Origin of the sequence: Bacillus sp. FSL M7-1345, assembly GCF_038006985.1 — a bacterium.
Classification (GTDB): Bacteria; Bacillota; Bacilli; order Bacillales; family Bacillaceae_G; genus Bacillus_A; species Bacillus_A cereus_U.
On record NZ_JBBOWG010000001.1, the window covers coordinates 3,817,494 to 3,834,251 of the forward strand.

A 16,758-nucleotide genomic window follows, 5' to 3' on the forward strand; every position below is an offset into this window, starting at 1 on the left:
AGCAGATCCTATTTTTATTTTTTCTCTTTCTCATTCTCATCATCGTTTTCAGCTTTATATTACATACTCCGAAAGATTTGCCGAATAGCGTTTCTGTTTATAAACTGCTGCTTTCATATTGTCATTATTGAAGAAGGTGCCTTTCATGAGGCACCTTTTAAAATTCTCTTTTTTCATATAATTTTACTGAAACGAATGCAGATGCTATGAACATGCATATTGAACCCCCGAATAATAAGCTATTATATAATTGAATTTGTTCCAGGTTGATTTGAAAGAACGTCTCTAAAATAACAATCGGTGCTATAAATATGAATATCGTAATAAAAACAGTTTTTTTATACCCTAGCCAAAATGATATCGGTAAAACAAAGCTTAAATATACTAAAATAAAGCTAATACTAGCAACCACTGTCGTTTCAATAAATTCAAATACATTAGCTCCATTCTTCATTCCCATCGTGAAACAACCAATCGTTACGCTTATGAAAAGAATAATAATTGCTACTATATACTTTGCAAATACAATTTCTTTTTTCAATATTGGTAAACTATTTAATATAACTTCACTCTCATTTTTACTATCTGCTTCAAATATTTTTACTGTTGCCCCGACTGTAACAATTACTGACATAATTATGAATAAATTTTTCGTATCTGTTAAAGCCATATAAAAGAAAATAGGATACAGTATGTACCAAATTAAAAATTTCCATTGGACGATGAAATCTTTTAAAATTAGTTGTTTCAACAACATTCCCCCCCTCACAAATCACGCTCATTATACAAATTAATTGAGAGTACCATCGACATGACATATAAAAGAAGCAGCCCTGCTATAAAACAAATATTTATGAATATACTAGTGTTCCAAGCATTTTCTACACCTAACCATACGTTACTTACAATCAGTCCACTTAAATACCCAAATGCAATTCCGATAAAAGGAGCAATTTGTTTGGCACTGCTATACCCTACTGAAAATTCAATCGGAAGTACGATTATGCTATAAACAAAGCCACCTGTTATTCCTCCAAGAATCGCTCCCCATAGCATAAATACAGTTGTATTTTCGTTTTGCAACTGTATTAAACTAACAGTAAATGGGAAAACTCCACCTAAAGCAACTAAAATACTTACAAATATGTATTTTGCTATGACAATTTCTTTACGCTGAAACGGTAAACTATTTATTATCATTTCACTTTTATTTTTATCCTCATAACTCATTGACAGCATCATGCCAAGAGTAGGTATAAACATGCTAAATGTCATCAGAAAACTATCACTACGAAAATCAACAATGACAAGGAAAAGCAAACATATTAGGTAAACAAACCCTAACTTTCTTTGCAACATCATATCTTTTAAGACTAGTTGCTTGATCATTTATTACACCTCCTAGTGGCATCTCGCAACACTAAACATTATTTTTTCTTATTAATAAAATATACAATTATCAAAGCTCCTTCTCTTTAAAAATCGCAATTGAAAAAAGCATTGAGATGAAATAACTTAAACATGCCACTATACTTAAAATACTTATAACTAGCATCACATCTGAAGATTGAAAAAACATTAACAGAAGCCTTTCATCAGCAAATATATTGCACATAAACCCTAACAAACCTATTAGAAGAAAAAATATAACTACTCCAAGGATAGTAACCGTTCGCTTATCCCCACTATATTTTATGGGGAGGATCATAACAGCATAAAGAACGGAAAAGAAAATAGCTATAAATAATGCATACCACGGAATATTTATATTTTCTCTTAATACAAATACAGGTAGTACAAAGAAAACAAATGTAACAACTAGACTACATGCAATAAAAAATACAGTAGTCATGTATTTCGCAATAACAATGTCTCTTCTAGTAAAAGGTAAACTCACTAATATTTTTTCTGTGTTATTTTTTTCTTCAACTGATAAAGAAATTGAAATCATTGAAAGACATATAACAAAACAAACATACGCCAATTGAAATGGTTCTATAGAGCTTTGGAATGCTCCGTATATTGGCAAGATTAAATAGATGAGAAACATTTTTCTTTGTAAGAAAAACTCCTTCAAAATCAACTGTTTCATACAAATTCCCCTCTCTATAAATCACGCGATCCATAAATTTTAATTGTTAGAAACATAGAAGCGATATATACACTAGCCAATATAATTCCTCCAACTATAAATACGCCAAGATGTGATGGATTCATAATCCAATTAATGAATGATGGTGCTGTTTCGTTCAGCCCATCCCCTATAAATATCCATGCAATTCCACCTACTGCCATCGATGCTCCTGACAATATACTTCTTGCTATCTTTGATTTCGTTCCGTAATAACTAGGAAAAAATGCCGCAACAAAAACCAAAGCGTAAACAGCCCCATTTACTACTCCATACCACGGAATTTCAATATACAATTTAGGATGGTATACACCGATATCATCAATAACAGCGATACCTCTTATAAGAAAAACAACTAGCATAGTGGAAACCATGCCCCCTACAATGAATATTGCACAGGAAATATATCTAGCAATAATGATATCCTTTCTGCTTAACGGTAAACTATTTATAATAATGTCACTTTTATTCCTTTCATCCATAAAGATTAACGTCATAACGGAGGAAAGAGTTATAAATAGACAGCTCATCGGAAATAACATTTCACCATCTGGCTCTAATATAAAGAATAAAAGAGGCATACTCAGATTCACTAACCAAGTTACACGAAAAAAGAATAAATCTTTATATATGAGCTGACGCATAAGCACCTCTCCCTTTCGCAGTGTAAACGATGATGTCATCTAATGTAGGCTTTTCTAGTACAATCTCATTTCCAAACCAGTCTACAATTGCTTGTTTATCCTTTGCTAAACCTTCGAAACCAAATTTGTTTTTTCGTAATCCAACAAATAGTTCTTTTCCTTCTCGATCTAATAAATCATTACTTCCCTTTACAATTACATAGTTCTCCATTAATTCGTCTTTTTCACCAGTAAATATAATTTCTCCATCATTGATGAACGTAATATAATCGGCGATGCGTTCTAAGTCTGTTGTAATGTGCGTTGAAAATAAGACAGATACTTCATCTTCCATTACAATCTCTTGCAGCATATCAAGCAATTCACTTCGAACAACTGGGTCTAATCCTGCTGTTGGTTCATCCATAATAATGAATTCCGCATGGTGTGAAAGTGCGATTGCAATTGCAAATTTCATTTTCATCCCCTTGGATAACTCTTTAATCTTTTTATACGTTGGAACTTGTAATCTCTGCATATACGATTGATACTGCTTTTCGTCCCACTTTTTATATAACGGTGCAATAATCCGTTTCATTTGCTCACACGTTAAATCTTCGTAATAATGATTTTCATCATATACAAAACCAATATTTTGTTTTATTTCCTTTTCGGCTTTCTTATTGTCCTTACCAAAAATTTTTATATCACCGCTCTCTTTTCTGATTAAATTCATAATCATTTTGATCGTCGTACTTTTTCCAGCTCCATTCGGTCCGATAAATCCCATAATATATCCACGTGGCAATGTAAAACTTACATTTTCCACTGAGAAATCTTGATAAGTTTTACAAACGTTTTTTAGCTCTAACATCTCTTATTCCCCCTCGTATAAACACGCAATCATCTGTTGCAAATCTTCCAGTGAAAGCTGCAACACTTTACTTTCATTCACAATCTCTTCCGCTTTACTTTCCAATAGACGTAGCCGCTGTTCTTTTAATAGTTCATTATTTTTACGTGAAACATAAGTCCCCTTCCCAGCAACAGTTTCTATATATCCTTCTTTTTCAAGCTCCTCGTACGCACGCTTCGTTGTAATTACACTAATTTGTAATTCCTTCGCTAAGCTACGAATAGACGGTAATTGGTCTCCACCCTTTAAACCACCATTTAAAATAAGCTGGCTTAATTGTTTCCTTATTTGCACATAAATAGGGTCTTGGGAAGAATTCGAAATAATAATATTCATGTTTTCCTCCAGTGTGTATATACTGTATATACCTTATATACACAGTATATACAAAACATCCTATTTTTGGCAAGAAAAAAAGACCAACATTTTCCTGTTGGTCTTTCGTATATGTATCACTTTTCAAAGCGATCTAACATTTCGTCTCTCATTCCGAAACTAACAACCGCAATTCCTACATACATAAAAAGAAGGAATGCCGGATGAACTGTATTGTACCAGCTGCTATCAACAATTAAATAAATCGTTAACGCCACAACAAGCACAAACGCTAAAATAAACATATAAAAGTGTCTTGTATTATCCATGATAAACTCCTCTCTTCTCTCTTCACCATTCAACAGTATATTGTATCGAATAATTCGATATGACTCAAGGTTAACTTTCTGTTATGTAATCAAGTTCTACCTTTACAATGTCCTCACACGCTATTGAAATGATTGTTCCTTGTTTATCAATCGCTGTCACTTCTCTATTATCCATTACACGGTGCGCTACTCTTTCTAACACTTTTCCTTGGTCTCTGTAACAAAATTCTTTTACATCTTTAATCGTTTCTCCATTTTCTAGATGGTATACCATTCTATAACATCTATATCCCACGCTTCCACCCCCGCCTTGCTCGTTTTTTCACATATACATAAAAATGAGTAATTTCTACCTCATCACATCTTCTTAATTTCAATAAAATTCTAACAAAAATAAATACTTTTATCAAACCGACTTTTTCAACAAAATCACCTATAAAACCGCATCTTTACAGCAATATGAAACAAAAAATATAAATTTTCAACATTTTTTCATTCTAGCCGCACCAATGTTGCAAAATAAAAAGAACCCGCATGTAGCGAGTTCTTTTTATTCCAATCACACTTGTACAGGTGCTAGCTTTTCATAACGTAAAACTGGTTTACGAGCAGCCAATGTTTCATCTAAACGTTTTATTACCGTTGTATGTGGTGCTTCTTGTACAACTTCTGGATTTTCTTCTACCTCTTTAGCAATTTGAATCATCTTATCAATGAAACCATCTAATGTTTCTTTTGATTCTGTTTCTGTTGGCTCAATCATAATACATTCTTCCACATTTAATGGGAAGTAAATTGTTGGTGGATGGTAACCGAAATCAAGCAGACGTTTTGCAATATCTAATGTACGTACACCAAGTTTCTTTTGACGACGACCTGACAATACAAATTCATGCTTGCAATGTCTATCGAACGGAAGATCATAGAATGGTGCTAATCTTCTCATCATATAGTTCGCATTTAATACAGCATACTCAGTTACTGCACGTAGTCCATCTGGACCCATAGAACGAATATATGTGTATGCACGAACGTTAATTCCGAAGTTACCATAGAATGGTTTCACACGCCCAATTGCTTCTGGACGATCATAGTTGAAGTGATAGCCATTTTCCGTTTTCTCTAAAATCGGTTTTGGTAAGTACGGAATTAAATCAGCTTTCACACCTACTGGACCAGAACCTGGGCCACCGCCGCCATGCGGACCTGTAAATGTTTTATGAAGGTTTAAATGCACAACGTCAAATCCCATATCTCCTGGGCGTGCTTGGCTTAATACAGCATTTAAGTTTGCACCATCATAGTATAATTTGCCGCCTGCGTTATGGACGATTTCTGCCATTTCTAAAATATTTTCTTCGAATAGGCCTAATGTATTTGGATTTGTTAACATAAGTGCTGCTGTTTCTTCGTTTACAACACGTTTTAAATCATCTAAGTCAACAAGACCATGTTCATTTGATTTCACCGTAATTGTTTCAAAACCAGCTACTGTTGCAGACGCCGGGTTTGTTCCATGAGCAGAGTCAGGAACAATTACTTTCGTACGGTTAAAGTCACCATTTGCTTCATGGTATGCACGAATCAACATTAAACCTGTCCATTCTCCGTGTGCACCAGCTGCTGGTTGTAACGTAACAGTATCCATACCTGTAATTTCAATTAAATGTTCTTGTAAGTCGTACATTAATTCCATTGCACCTTGCACTGTTTTTTCATCTTGAAGTGGATGAATATTTGCAAAGCCTGCGAAGCGAGCTACGTTTTCATTAATTTTCGGATTATATTTCATCGTACAAGATCCAAGTGGGTAGAATCCAGAATCAACGCCGTGGTTACGGTTTGAAAGCGCTGTGTAATGGCGCATAATATCAAGTTCAGATACTTCTGGAAGCTCTGCATCTTCAACGCGAATATAATCGCTCTCAAATACATCTTCTAATTTCACTTCTTCTACATCTAATTTGGGTAAGCTATATCCTACGCGTCCTTCTTTAGTCACTTCAAAAATAAGTGCTTGGTCTTGGTTCTTCATTGGATAGCCCCCATTTCGTTTACAAGTGTGTCAATTTCCTCTTTTGTACGAAGCTCTGTTACTGCTACAAGCATATGATTTTCATGCTCTTTATAATCACGGCCTAGGTCGTAACCACCGATAATATTCTTTTGTATTAATACATCATTTATTTCTTTAACTGGACGTTTGCAATCTACAACAAATTCATTAAAGAATGGTCCAGCGAACGTTACAGTGAAGCCTTTCGCTTCGAATTGACGTTTTGCATATTGTGCTTTAGAAATATTTTGACGTGCCATATCTTTCACACCTTGTTTTCCAAGTGCCGTCATTGCAACTGATGCCGCTAATGCATTTAACGCTTGGTTTGAACAAATGTTAGACGTCGCTTTATCACGGCGAATATGCTGTTCACGTGCTTGTAACGTTAATACAAATCCACGTTTACCATCTGAATCTACAGTTTGTCCGACAAGACGTCCTGGAATTTTACGCATAAATGCTTTCGTTGTTGCAAAGTAACCACAATGAGGTCCACCAAACTGCGTTGGGATACCAAATGGCTGTGCATCACCGATTACAATATCAGCACCAAATTTTCCTGGCGGTGTTAATGCGCCTAATGATAATGGATTTGAAGAAACGATAAATAATGATTTTTGTTGATGAACGATTTTTTCGATATCAGCTAACTTTTCAACTTGTCCGAAGAAGTTTGGATATTGAACGATTACGCAAGCAACTGTATCATCTACTTCACTTTGTAATACGTCTAAATCTGTTACACCGTCTTTATGATCAATTTCAACAACTTCAAGATGTTGACCTTTTGCATATGTTTCAAGTACCGCTCTTGATTCTGGATGAACCGCCTTAGATACAAGAATTTTCTTTTTGCGTGTATGACCAGCTGCTAACATTGCCGCTTCAGCTAAAGCTGTACCTCCGTCATACATAGAAGAGTTTGCTACATCCATTCCTGTTAATTCACAAATCATTGTTTGGAACTCAAAAATTGCTTGTAATTCCCCTTGTGAAATTTCTGGTTGGTATGGTGTGTAAGCTGTATAAAATTCTGAACGAGAAATTACATGATCAACAATTACTGGAGCGTAATGATCGTATACACCTGCTCCTAAGAAAGAAGCGTATTCTTTTAAGTTCGCATTTTTGCTAGCCATTTGAGATAGCTCTTTTAAAAGCTCTGGCTCTGATTTTGCTTCTTTAATTTTTAAATCCCCTTTAAAACGAACACTCTCTGGAATATCAGAGAATAACTCATCAATCGTTTGAACGCCGATTGTTTGTAACATTTCTTTTTTGTCTTCTTCTGTCATTGGAAGATAACGATGCAACATGAAATCTACCCCTCTCCCCGTTACTTTGAACGTTTATAAAATGGTGTTGGAACAACTACTGCTTTGACGCGTTTATTACGAATTTCAATTTCTACTTCTGTATCAACTGTTGCGTATTTCACATCAATTAGTGCTAAACCAATGCTTTTCTTTAACGTTGGAGATTGTGTACCACTCGTTACTTCCCCGATTTTTTCTTCTCCTATAAATACAGGGTAATGCGTACGAGGAATACCGCGTTCGATTACTTCGATGCCGACTAATTTACGAGATGCACCGTTTTCCTTTTGCTCTTTTAACGTTTCTTTCCCAAAGAAATCTGCTTCTTTATTTGGTTTTACTGCAAAGCCAATTCCCGCTTCAATCGGTGTAATATCTTTTGATAACTCTTGTCCGTATAACGGAAGTGTTGCTTCGAAGCGAAGTGTATCACGAGCACCTAAGCCACATGGCTTTAACCCATCTTCTTCTCCAACTTCAAGAAGTTTCACCCAAAGTTTTGCAGCATCTTCACTCTTACAGTAAATTTCGAATCCATCTTCACCTGTATAACCTGTACGAGATACAAGTGCAGGAATTCCATCTACAAGAATATCGTTTTTAAATTTAAAGAACTTAATTTCTTTCAAATCTTCTGACACAACTTTTTGTAAAATGTCTTGTGCTTTTGGTCCTTGAATTGCAAGTTGCGCAACTTCACTAGAAACATTGACTACCTTTGCATCGCCAATTACATGACTTGCTAACCATTCGTAATCTTTCTCGATATTTGATGCATTGATTACTAATAAATAGTCTTCTTCACCACGTTTGTAGATTAATAAATCATCTACTGTGCCGCCATTTTCATAGCACATAGCTGTATATTGTGCGCCTCCTACCTTTAAGGTAGATACGTCATTTGTAACAATACGTTGTAAAAATGCTAAACTATCTACACCCTTTACCTCTACTTCTCCCATATGAGATACATCGAACAAACCTGCTTCTGTACGTACAGCTTCATGCTCTTCTTTAATGCTTGAAAATTGAACTGGTAATTCCCAACCACCGAAGTCGATTGTTTTCCCACCATACTTCGCGTATACATCAAATAACGGTGTACGTTGTAATGTAATCATGCTCTTTCCCCCTTATGCTCTGACAAATCAATAAAAGTTGCTTCCCATATCTAAACATTTTCATTCTGAAAAGATAAGGTTATACGGAATCTCAGTATATTTTTTTATGAAAGCGTAAATAAAAAGTTACTTTCTTGGATAAAATACGAAAGATTCCACACATTTCACACCATTATCCTAACATCATTCGCTATATTTCATCAATATTCTAGCATAAAAAAAAATTTAGAATTTTTTATTCTTAATCATATTAAATACAACTTTCGAGATTTAGTCCTAAATCATTGCCTATTCTTTAACTTTTAGTAATTGTGATAGTGCCTTATTACGAGGCTTATAATAAAGATTTTTAAAATAATCACTTTAGTTTATAAAAGGTGGGAGAGTCTTAATGAATGTCGATATTTCCGTAGATCGAACGTGGCAAAATAATTTTTTAAAAAGAATTGATGAAGATGGTCCTTGGACAAATTGGGATTTATATCATTTAGCTTATAAAACAGAGAAATCATTACTCGTTCCTACTTTTGATGGATTGCAAGCACCGAAACATTTATCACATTTCACGCCGCTTCCGCATCAATTGGAGGTCGCTCGAAATGTCATCGAACAAATGAATGGTAAAGCGATTCTAGCAGATGAAGTTGGACTTGGAAAAACGATTGAAGCTGGACTTATTTTAAAAGAATACATGGTTCGAGGACTTGTAAAAAAGGTACTCATTCTCGTTCCAGCTTCTCTCGTGTCTCAGTGGGCGTATGAACTCAACACAAAATTTTTTATTCCTGCGGTCGCTCAAAAGAAAAGTTATTCTTGGGAACAAGCTGATGTCATCGTTTCATCAATCGATACTGCGAAACGTTCACCGCATCGCGATATCGTTTTAAACCTAGAATATGACCTTATTATTATCGATGAAGCACATAAACTAAAAAACAATAAAACAAAAAACTATGAATTTGCACAGCGATTAAAAAAGAAGTTTTGTTTATTACTAACTGCAACTCCTGTTCAAAATAAAATTGATGAAATCTTCAACCTCGTTTCTTTATTAAAACCAGGTCATTTAGGCAATCAATCTAATTTTGAAGAATATTATGCTTCAAAAAATCGTTCCACTGAATCCGATGAAGATTTAAAAGCTCTTATCAATAAAGTAATGGTTCGAAATAGACGCCATAACACTGGCATTGATTGGCCGAAGAGGCATGTACGAACAATCTTCGTTGAATTTAATGAAGAAGAACAAGCTTTGTATAATGAAATTGAAAATTGGCGTGAACAAAATGCCTTCACATCTGCTTTCTCATCCTTAACTTTAAAACGGGAAGCATGTAGTAGTCGGGAAGCTGTTTACTATTCATTAAAAAAACATGTAGAAAAACGGCAGAAAGAAAATGAGCATTACATAAAGGACCCACATATTGATGTGCTTATGGATAAAATTAATCATATTCCGTTTAACTCCAAAGCAAATAAAGCACTAGAGCTTATAAAAGAAATTGACGATAAAGTCATTATTTTCACTGAATATAGAGCTTCACAAATGTATTTACAATGGTTCTTACAACAACATGGCATTTCCTCTGTACCATTTCGCGGTGGATTTAAGCGCGGGAAAAAAGATTGGATGAAGGAGCTTTTCCAAAATCGTGCCCAAGTACTAATTGCGACCGAAGCTGGTGGTGAAGGAATTAACTTACAATTTTGTAGCCATATGATTAATTACGACTTACCTTGGAATCCAATGCGACTTGAGCAAAGGATTGGACGTATTCACCGCCTTGGACAAAAAAATGATGTTCATATTTATAACTTAGCAACAAAGCATACTGTTGAAGAGCACATTTTAAAACTACTATATGAAAAAATTAATTTATTTGAACGTGTAATCGGTGAACTCGATGAAATTTTAACGAGAATCAACATGAAAAATATTGATGCACATATTCAAGAGATTTTCGCGCAGTCAAAAAGCGAAGGTGAAATTCGAATCAAGATGGAAAATTTAACATCTATTATCGATTTTGCGAAGCGCAATGAAGCAGAGGTGCAGGACTATGCAGCAAAATGAAATTCATAATTACTTATACAACTTTTTTGAGGCGAATAACTGCGAAATTTTAGAACGTTCCCCTCACCTATTAGACGTGCAGTTAACAATTGAAATGGATAAATTATTAATGAACCGCCCTTTCTATTGGCACTATCTTGAAAAAACAGGAGGCGTTCCGAACCCGATGCGCCTTACTCTTATTACAAATCCGGAAAACGAAGAAAACGACGGTGAACTTATTCATTACGGTTCACCACGTTTGCATCAAATATTTGAAACGACAAAAGAATTAGGCTCATACATACGTTTATATGAGGAAGTGAAGCATAGCGGGGCAACTCATACCCCCCTTCATCCTTGGCTTGGTGTAAATATAAAAGTATCTTATCAATGTGACCGAAAAAAAGACATACTTCATTCCATCGGTATTCATCTTATTTCTGGGACAATGATTGCAAACTTTCATGACACTTTAGCAGAGATCAAACTCACACCGAAAATACCTGACTTTTGTTTTACGCTCTCACCTATCATTAAGCCACAAAGTGGCTTACAACGTATAGAGGATGCTTTAAAAAGTATAATTGCTGAAGATGACCACACGTGGGCAAAAGAAGCGAGAGTGCGTTGGAATCACGATTTAGACCTTTTAAATCGATTTTACGAAGATAGCGATGAACTTCCAGAAAGCTATGAAATTGAAAAGCAAGCATTACAAGAACAATACGAACCACGTATTACAATACAAATTATAAACGGTGGTCTCTTTTATGTTACCGCAAATCATTTTCTATCTTAAAGAAAGCTCCTTCAACTGTTGAAGGAGCTTTCTTTAAGATGTTTTTCCATCCTATTCTCTGTCGTCATTACGCTCTTGTTGTTTTTTCTCTGTCATACGTTTTTGATTTGCACGGTCCTTCGCGCTTACATGATTTGCATCAGTTGGAAGATTTTCTTTTGAACGACCAATTCCATTGCTCATCTTTTCCCCTCCTTTTTACACACTTCAGAATGCACCTTTATTTTCAGCTAAAAGCACAATCCTTATACAAAAAAATAAGAGCAGCCAGTAGCTACTCTTACTCATTCACGTATTTTTGAAACATATCATGGATGCCTTGATTTACGAGGTTCGAGATCTGTTCGTCAGATTTATTCGGATAACGATCACGCAATCTGATAGATGCCTTCACCATTAAATTTTCTAATACAGAACGGCCACCTTCTCCATAAATAATTTCAGCATACTTAACAAGTCTTCCATCCTCTAATGTTGCTGGATTATGATTGAAGAAAAATTTACTCATTGTCTCCACCTCTCTCTTTGATAACGTTTACATTTATATAGATTATTTATGTTATTTATTTCACAATATTGTATGCATGTATATTTAATTAGTTTCATTATAAAGCAACATATCAATAGTAAATATGTGATTTTCCGTCCATTTTGTGAACAAAGTAAAAAAATGAAAGCGTTTCCTTTATTATATACTAAAAAAACTTACTACGCTAGGGGCAATTTCTTAATCTATTAAACATCTACTTTTCTTTTTTTTCATTAACCTTATACAATTTTCAGAAATTATATTATAAAATATATGTATGACTTAAGGAGGCCATGTATGAATCAAAATAAAAAAGCTATATTAGATCTTGTCTTTTATCTCGTATTCCCATTCCTCATTTGGAAATTTGCAAAACCTTATATCGATCCTTATTACGCAATGTTAATTTCCTCTGTTCCGGGAATTATTTATACACTGTATACCTTTAAAAAAGAAAAACAGTTTAACGTTACAGGGTTCTTTATTTTAATTACACTTATTTCTAATACAGCGGTAGACTTAATATCTGGATCAGCGGAACGAATGCTATGGAATGATGCATATTATCATATCGTACTTGGCTGCATCGTTATATGTACAATCTTTATGAAAAAACCACTTATGTTATATTTCGCAGCGGATATCGCAGCGCTGCAAGGCCATGACCGCGATAAAAGTCGTGAGCTTTACCGGGATAGTCGCATATATCCAGCACTGCAATATTTAACACTATTTTTCGGTCTTCAATTTATATTAAAAAGTTTCTTAAAAATCTATTTCATCTCTGTTTTCGGTGTAGATGGATATGGTGAAATGAGAGCTATTATGACCGCTGTTGGGTGGGGCATTTCTATTTGTATCGGAATTGGATTTGTATGGGTAAACAATAAAATAAATGCGGTTACTGAAGAAAAAGAATCTGTGCAATAAACCAAAATCCCCTAGCATCTTGTTATACTAGGGGATTTTGGTTTTGCTAAACATATTACGAAAAAGTTAGCTTGATTTTTTTCTTTTATTTTTTACATTTCGATAAAACAAAGCAGCGCTCAGTGGCATAACACCAAACCATTTATTTAAGAATGGCTCTTTCTCCGCACGACGTTGTTGTTTCTGTTGTTTTCGATCCTCTTTTGGAGCATCCATATATGACACAAATTGCTGTGTCACAAAGCGTACATAATCATTAGTAGACATATTATCATCACCTCTACTTGATTAGTATGTCCACTTTTTTATTCATTAATCTTTTGCTTTAATTCATTCATAATTTGCTTTACCGACTTATTTGTCGTATCGATATGAATATCAGCCTCTTCATAATAAGCTCGGCGCGATTCAAATTTCGTTACAAATGCAGCTATATCTTTCTTCTGAAATAGTGGACGTGTCGTATCTTCCCGAAGCCTTTCTGCAATTACATGTGGATCGCAATATAAATACACAACAGTTCCATTTTCCTTCATCCACTTTCGATTTTCCTCTCGTTCAATAATTCCTCCACCAGTTGTAATAATTACATTCTGAACCGGTAGTGAACGTAACATTTCACTTTCATATTCCCGAAAAACCATTTCGCCTTCTTCTGCAAAAATATGCCGAATCGCTTTCTCTTTCTGCTCTTCGATTTTTTGATCTGTATCTACAACTTCCATATGGAGTTCTTTACTTAACGCTTTTCCAATTGTTGTTTTCCCAGCTCCCATATAGCCGGTTATGTATATAGATTTCATTTTCGTTCCTCTCAATCATCCGTTATTATTTGTTATTATAACGAAAGATGCTACTTTATTTAATAAAAAAACGTTTTGTTCTTCTTATGAAATGAAGAACAAAACGTAACATACTCCCTATTTTCTCGCAATCAAACAAGCTGGCTCACTTTTACTTATAAGTACCTCTTCTCACCCACTGCGTTGCAACCCATTTCTCGCCTTTCGTTACAGGTGCTCCTCCATGTAACGTAAGCTCATTTAGTGATTGGTCTTGATAAAAATACTCAAAGTATACTGCCATTCCCTTTCTAGGGTGTACAGAAAGATTTAATTTCGGAAAGAATGTCTCCCCGCCTTCCTCTACATCATTTAAGTACATCACAAGAGTACTTATACGATTATTAGCAGCTGATCTACTATGTTCCGCAAAATAATCATAGTGCGCTTTATATTCTTGATCCACTTCATAATTTAAAATGTGCAATCCTTCTCCATGCGCTACAGGAACATTCATGATAGATGAAATTCGTTTTTCAATCTTCGAAGTTAGTTCATTCTCTTCCAAAAATGCACCGCTACTCGTTCGAATATCATTTACATCACGTGATGAACCAATTTTAGACCGCTCTATTTTATTTTTAGACAATTCGATTAATCCGTCACATTCTTCATCACTTAATACATTTGCTAATACGACAATAAGGGGTTCTTCGAATTTTGAAATAATTTGTATTTCCCTATCTTCTGTCATAATCGTATTTCCTTTATGATCAAAAATAGTTTGTTCCTTATTTTCATCTATTTGATTGTTAGTTGTCATTTCCTTATCTCCCTAGAAAAAATGATTGGATAGCATGAATATATCATATTCTTTCTACCTTTCTCTTTTTTGAGAAAATTTAAACTTTCAACTATCCTTTTTATCCCTTTTCACAAAAAAATTGACTCTCAACACATTGGAAATTAATGCTTCTCCCCGCGTATTTTACACATTATCCTTCTACCCAATCCAATATTTTATTATCCCTTTTCCTATAGCGAAAGCTCACTTTGTAGAAAACTCTCTTTTTTGTAACACATTGCAATGAAATGTTAATAACATCATTTTCAAAGACGTACTTTCCACTCACTTCTCCTCTTTCATACTGAAATAAAAAAACATCCTCTTTTTCTTTTTGCTGTAAGTCTCTTTTTATATCTGAAATAGCTCGATCAATAAGTTCCTCCATAAAAAAACTTTGTTCTATTTCAGAATAAAATTTTTTATCCGAAAGTAACATATTCGTTTCGTACATCAAAAAAGAAATGAATAAAATAAGAAAAATAATTGTTCCTGGCATTGCAAATCCATCTTGTTTTCTCATGTTTCTATCTCAATTTCACTATAGCGTACAGCCACGCCTTCATATATTTCACCACTTATATCTTTCACATATATATAGAGCAAATGAGGTGTTAATTTATACGAAATCGCTTCAATCCTTTGCAATATAGATTCCCTTCCGCGCATATTTACTTTTCTTATTAAATTACTATTCACTTTTTCATACGTCACCTCATCGCCATTACGAAGTTGGAAGCGCAAAATATGTTCATCATTTTCTAGTGCTATCTTCCTCCCACTTAATACTTCACGAAACTCTAATTGCATTTGTCCTAAAAACACATCCCACTCCCATTCATTTAATCCTTTTGAATGTGTATTTTCTATTCCCATAATATGAAGACGTGGTAAAAGTAAAAAGAACATTGATAAAAGCAACAAACATGCAATCATTTCTATTAACGTAAATCCCGCTTCCTTTTTACCCTTTCTCTGCATAAAGGCATTGCTCCATCGCTTTTCCTCTCATATCTTTCCACATCGTACAAACCTCATCTCCTCTCCAATATGTGTAATATACAATTCCTTTTATGACTTGCTCTTTTTCTCGCTTTTCCTCATTCTCATACATAAATAAGGCCGCTTCTTTTTTTAATAATAGTAATGCTTTATAGCTCATTTTTATATTTTTTCTTTCTTGCATAATTAATAATGTTTGCGGGAGCAATAACGATACCGCCATCATTATTAAACTTAACGCTACAACCATTTCAACCATTACTGATCCTTTTTGACACTTCACGATACGTAAATCTCCCTCTGCCAAGCTGAAATACAATCTCATATTTATACCCTCGATAGGAAAGTAAAATCGTACCACCTCTATTAATATTCCCGCTCGGATTATATGTCATCGGATTCGGAAAAGTATGCAAATCAATTTGGACATCTTTATCATATTCTCTCTTAACAATTAAAAAGCCCGTCTCCGATTCCGAAATATAATACATCTGTTTCCCTTTAAACCAGCGTAACGTATAATGTTTTTGACGCTTAATCGCCAACTGCTGCATATACAAAATATCATTTGAAAACTGTTTCAAAAACTGCTCGGCTCTTTGTTTTTCATATAATGAAGTAACGTTAAAATGCGTAACAACACTCAGTACAGAAATAGCAAATAAGACAAGTAGCATTTCTAAAAGAGTAAAACCTTTTTGTTTCACGATTTCCCGGCTGATACTGTGCCATCATCGGAAATATGGATTGGTTCACCTTTCGGACAAGTTTTAGAAGTAATATACTTTCCTGTTTCAAGTTCCTCTATTGATGGAATCTTATTATGTTGCAATTGATATGCTTGTATTTGTGCTTCTATAGATTTCACATAGGCTGCACATCCTTTTCCTTGCACGGATGAGCGCTGTGTAACTACATTTGGAATAATTAATAGTAATAATACAGTTATGACAACCATAACTAATAACATTTCTAAAAGAGTAAAACCTTTCTCATTCTGCATGTA

At 34.4% G+C, this 16,758-nt stretch carries 24 protein-coding genes and 1 pseudogene; 4 read left to right on the forward strand and 21 right to left on the reverse strand.

Annotated elements, in window-relative coordinates:
* Window positions 1-157 precede the first annotated feature (157 nt).
* The 11 genes from MHB76_RS19920 to gcvT form a co-directional block, all read right to left on the reverse strand.
* Window positions 158-754 carry an ABC-2 transporter permease gene (locus tag MHB76_RS19920; RefSeq protein ID WP_078172824.1) on the reverse strand — a complete coding sequence of 199 codons (597 nt, stop codon included), beginning with the start codon at window positions 752-754 and terminating at the stop codon, window positions 158-160.
* An 11-nt stretch (window positions 755-765) separates the two neighbouring features.
* Window positions 766-1,389 carry an ABC-2 transporter permease gene (locus tag MHB76_RS19925; RefSeq protein WP_078172823.1) on the reverse strand — a complete coding sequence of 208 codons (624 nt, stop codon included), beginning with the start codon at window positions 1,387-1,389 and terminating at the stop codon, window positions 766-768.
* Between the two features lie 70 nt (window positions 1,390-1,459).
* Window positions 1,460-2,092: an ABC-2 transporter permease gene (locus MHB76_RS19930; RefSeq protein ID WP_002160503.1), complete on the reverse strand. Its 633-nt coding sequence runs from the start codon at window positions 2,090-2,092 to the stop codon at window positions 1,460-1,462.
* Window positions 2,093-2,106: 14 nt separating this feature from the next.
* Window positions 2,107-2,775: an ABC-2 transporter permease gene (locus MHB76_RS19935; protein WP_078172822.1), complete on the reverse strand. Its 669-nt coding sequence runs from the start codon at window positions 2,773-2,775 to the stop codon at window positions 2,107-2,109.
* Entirely contained in the window at window positions 2,756-3,628 is an 873-nt protein-coding gene (locus MHB76_RS19940; RefSeq protein WP_078172821.1) for an ABC transporter ATP-binding protein, read from the reverse strand. The genes MHB76_RS19935 and MHB76_RS19940 overlap by 20 nt, the downstream gene beginning before the upstream one ends.
* Window positions 3,629-3,631: 3 nt before the next feature.
* The gene (locus MHB76_RS19945; RefSeq protein WP_078172820.1) at window positions 3,632-4,006 is read right to left on the reverse strand and encodes a GntR family transcriptional regulator; all 375 of its coding nucleotides are present in this window, start codon (window positions 4,004-4,006) and stop codon (window positions 3,632-3,634) included.
* A gap of 116 nt (window positions 4,007-4,122) precedes the next feature.
* Window positions 4,123-4,314 (reverse strand): hypothetical protein, encoded by a 192-nt coding sequence (locus MHB76_RS19950; RefSeq protein WP_002160499.1) that lies wholly within the window; start codon window positions 4,312-4,314, stop codon window positions 4,123-4,125.
* 70 nt (window positions 4,315-4,384) lie between these two features.
* Window positions 4,385-4,588 (reverse strand): DUF3929 family protein, encoded by a 204-nt coding sequence (locus tag MHB76_RS19955; protein WP_000262495.1) that lies wholly within the window; start codon window positions 4,586-4,588, stop codon window positions 4,385-4,387.
* Window positions 4,589-4,873: 285 nt separating this feature from the next.
* The gene (gene gcvPB / locus MHB76_RS19960; RefSeq protein WP_002122485.1) at window positions 4,874-6,349 is read right to left on the reverse strand and encodes an aminomethyl-transferring glycine dehydrogenase subunit 2; all 1,476 of its coding nucleotides are present in this window, start codon (window positions 6,347-6,349) and stop codon (window positions 4,874-4,876) included.
* Window positions 6,346-7,689, reverse strand: coding sequence for an aminomethyl-transferring glycine dehydrogenase subunit 1 (gene gcvPA / locus MHB76_RS19965; protein WP_078172819.1), 1,344 nt, complete (start codon window positions 7,687-7,689; stop codon window positions 6,346-6,348). Before gcvPA ends, gcvPB begins: the two co-directional genes overlap by 4 nt.
* A 20-nt stretch (window positions 7,690-7,709) precedes the next feature.
* Window positions 7,710-8,810, reverse strand: a complete 1,101-nt coding sequence (gene gcvT, locus MHB76_RS19970) for a glycine cleavage system aminomethyltransferase GcvT (RefSeq protein ID WP_078172818.1) — start codon at window positions 8,808-8,810, stop codon at window positions 7,710-7,712.
* Window positions 8,811-9,201: 391 nt separating this feature from the next.
* On the opposite strand from gcvT, the gene MHB76_RS19975 reads away from it, so the two are divergent.
* Entirely contained in the window at window positions 9,202-10,884 is a 1,683-nt protein-coding gene (locus MHB76_RS19975; RefSeq protein ID WP_002199369.1) for a DEAD/DEAH box helicase, read from the forward strand.
* Window positions 10,871-11,665, forward strand: coding sequence for a YqhG family protein (locus MHB76_RS19980; protein WP_002088611.1), 795 nt, complete (start codon window positions 10,871-10,873; stop codon window positions 11,663-11,665). Before MHB76_RS19975 ends, MHB76_RS19980 begins: the two co-directional genes overlap by 14 nt.
* 51 nt (window positions 11,666-11,716) lie before the next feature.
* Here MHB76_RS19980 and MHB76_RS19985 read toward each other — a convergent pair whose 3' ends face one another.
* Both MHB76_RS19985 and MHB76_RS19990 read right to left on the reverse strand, forming a co-directional pair.
* A complete protein-coding gene (locus tag MHB76_RS19985; RefSeq protein ID WP_002111807.1) occupies window positions 11,717-11,848 on the reverse strand; it encodes a hypothetical protein in 132 nt (43 codons plus the stop codon).
* Window positions 11,849-11,945: 97 nt separating this feature from the next.
* Window positions 11,946-12,173 (reverse strand): hypothetical protein, encoded by a 228-nt coding sequence (locus MHB76_RS19990; RefSeq protein ID WP_000032698.1) that lies wholly within the window; start codon window positions 12,171-12,173, stop codon window positions 11,946-11,948.
* Between the two features lie 72 nt (window positions 12,174-12,245).
* Here MHB76_RS19990 and MHB76_RS19995 point away from each other — a divergent pair.
* Together MHB76_RS19995 and MHB76_RS20000 are read left to right on the forward strand one after the other, a co-directional pair.
* Window positions 12,246-12,364 (forward strand): annotated as a pseudogene (locus MHB76_RS19995) (GTP pyrophosphokinase).
* A 127-nt stretch (window positions 12,365-12,491) separates the two neighbouring features.
* Window positions 12,492-13,124, forward strand: coding sequence for a VC0807 family protein (locus MHB76_RS20000; protein ID WP_340987475.1), 633 nt, complete (start codon window positions 12,492-12,494; stop codon window positions 13,122-13,124).
* Between the two features lie 66 nt (window positions 13,125-13,190).
* Here MHB76_RS20000 and MHB76_RS20005 read toward each other — a convergent pair whose 3' ends face one another.
* From MHB76_RS20005 to comGC, 8 genes are all read right to left on the reverse strand, one after another.
* Window positions 13,191-13,391, reverse strand: coding sequence for a YqzE family protein (locus MHB76_RS20005; RefSeq protein WP_002015009.1), 201 nt, complete (start codon window positions 13,389-13,391; stop codon window positions 13,191-13,193).
* Between the two features lie 38 nt (window positions 13,392-13,429).
* A complete protein-coding gene (locus MHB76_RS20010) occupies window positions 13,430-13,927 on the reverse strand; it encodes a shikimate kinase (protein WP_002160495.1) in 498 nt (165 codons plus the stop codon).
* A gap of 151 nt (window positions 13,928-14,078) precedes the next feature.
* Window positions 14,079-14,729 carry a 2OG-Fe(II) oxygenase gene (locus MHB76_RS20015; protein ID WP_078172817.1) on the reverse strand — a complete coding sequence of 217 codons (651 nt, stop codon included), beginning with the start codon at window positions 14,727-14,729 and terminating at the stop codon, window positions 14,079-14,081.
* 172 nt (window positions 14,730-14,901) lie between these two features.
* Window positions 14,902-15,273, reverse strand: coding sequence for a competence type IV pilus minor pilin ComGG (gene comGG, locus MHB76_RS20020; protein ID WP_002160493.1), 372 nt, complete (start codon window positions 15,271-15,273; stop codon window positions 14,902-14,904).
* Complete coding sequence (comGF, locus tag MHB76_RS20025; protein WP_002160492.1) at window positions 15,270-15,731, reverse strand: competence type IV pilus minor pilin ComGF; 462 nt, start codon at window positions 15,729-15,731, stop codon at window positions 15,270-15,272. Before comGF ends, comGG begins: the two co-directional genes overlap by 4 nt.
* On the reverse strand, window positions 15,715-16,011 hold the full coding sequence (locus MHB76_RS20030) for a competence protein ComG (RefSeq protein WP_078172816.1): 297 nt from the start codon (window positions 16,009-16,011) through the stop codon (window positions 15,715-15,717). The genes comGF and MHB76_RS20030 overlap by 17 nt, the downstream gene beginning before the upstream one ends.
* Window positions 16,004-16,459 carry a competence type IV pilus minor pilin ComGD gene (comGD, locus tag MHB76_RS20035; protein ID WP_002160490.1) on the reverse strand — a complete coding sequence of 152 codons (456 nt, stop codon included), beginning with the start codon at window positions 16,457-16,459 and terminating at the stop codon, window positions 16,004-16,006. The genes MHB76_RS20030 and comGD overlap by 8 nt, the downstream gene beginning before the upstream one ends.
* A complete protein-coding gene (gene comGC, locus MHB76_RS20040; protein ID WP_340987479.1) occupies window positions 16,456-16,755 on the reverse strand; it encodes a competence type IV pilus major pilin ComGC in 300 nt (99 codons plus the stop codon). The genes comGD and comGC overlap by 4 nt, the downstream gene beginning before the upstream one ends.
* Between the last annotated feature and the right edge of the window lie 3 nt (window positions 16,756-16,758).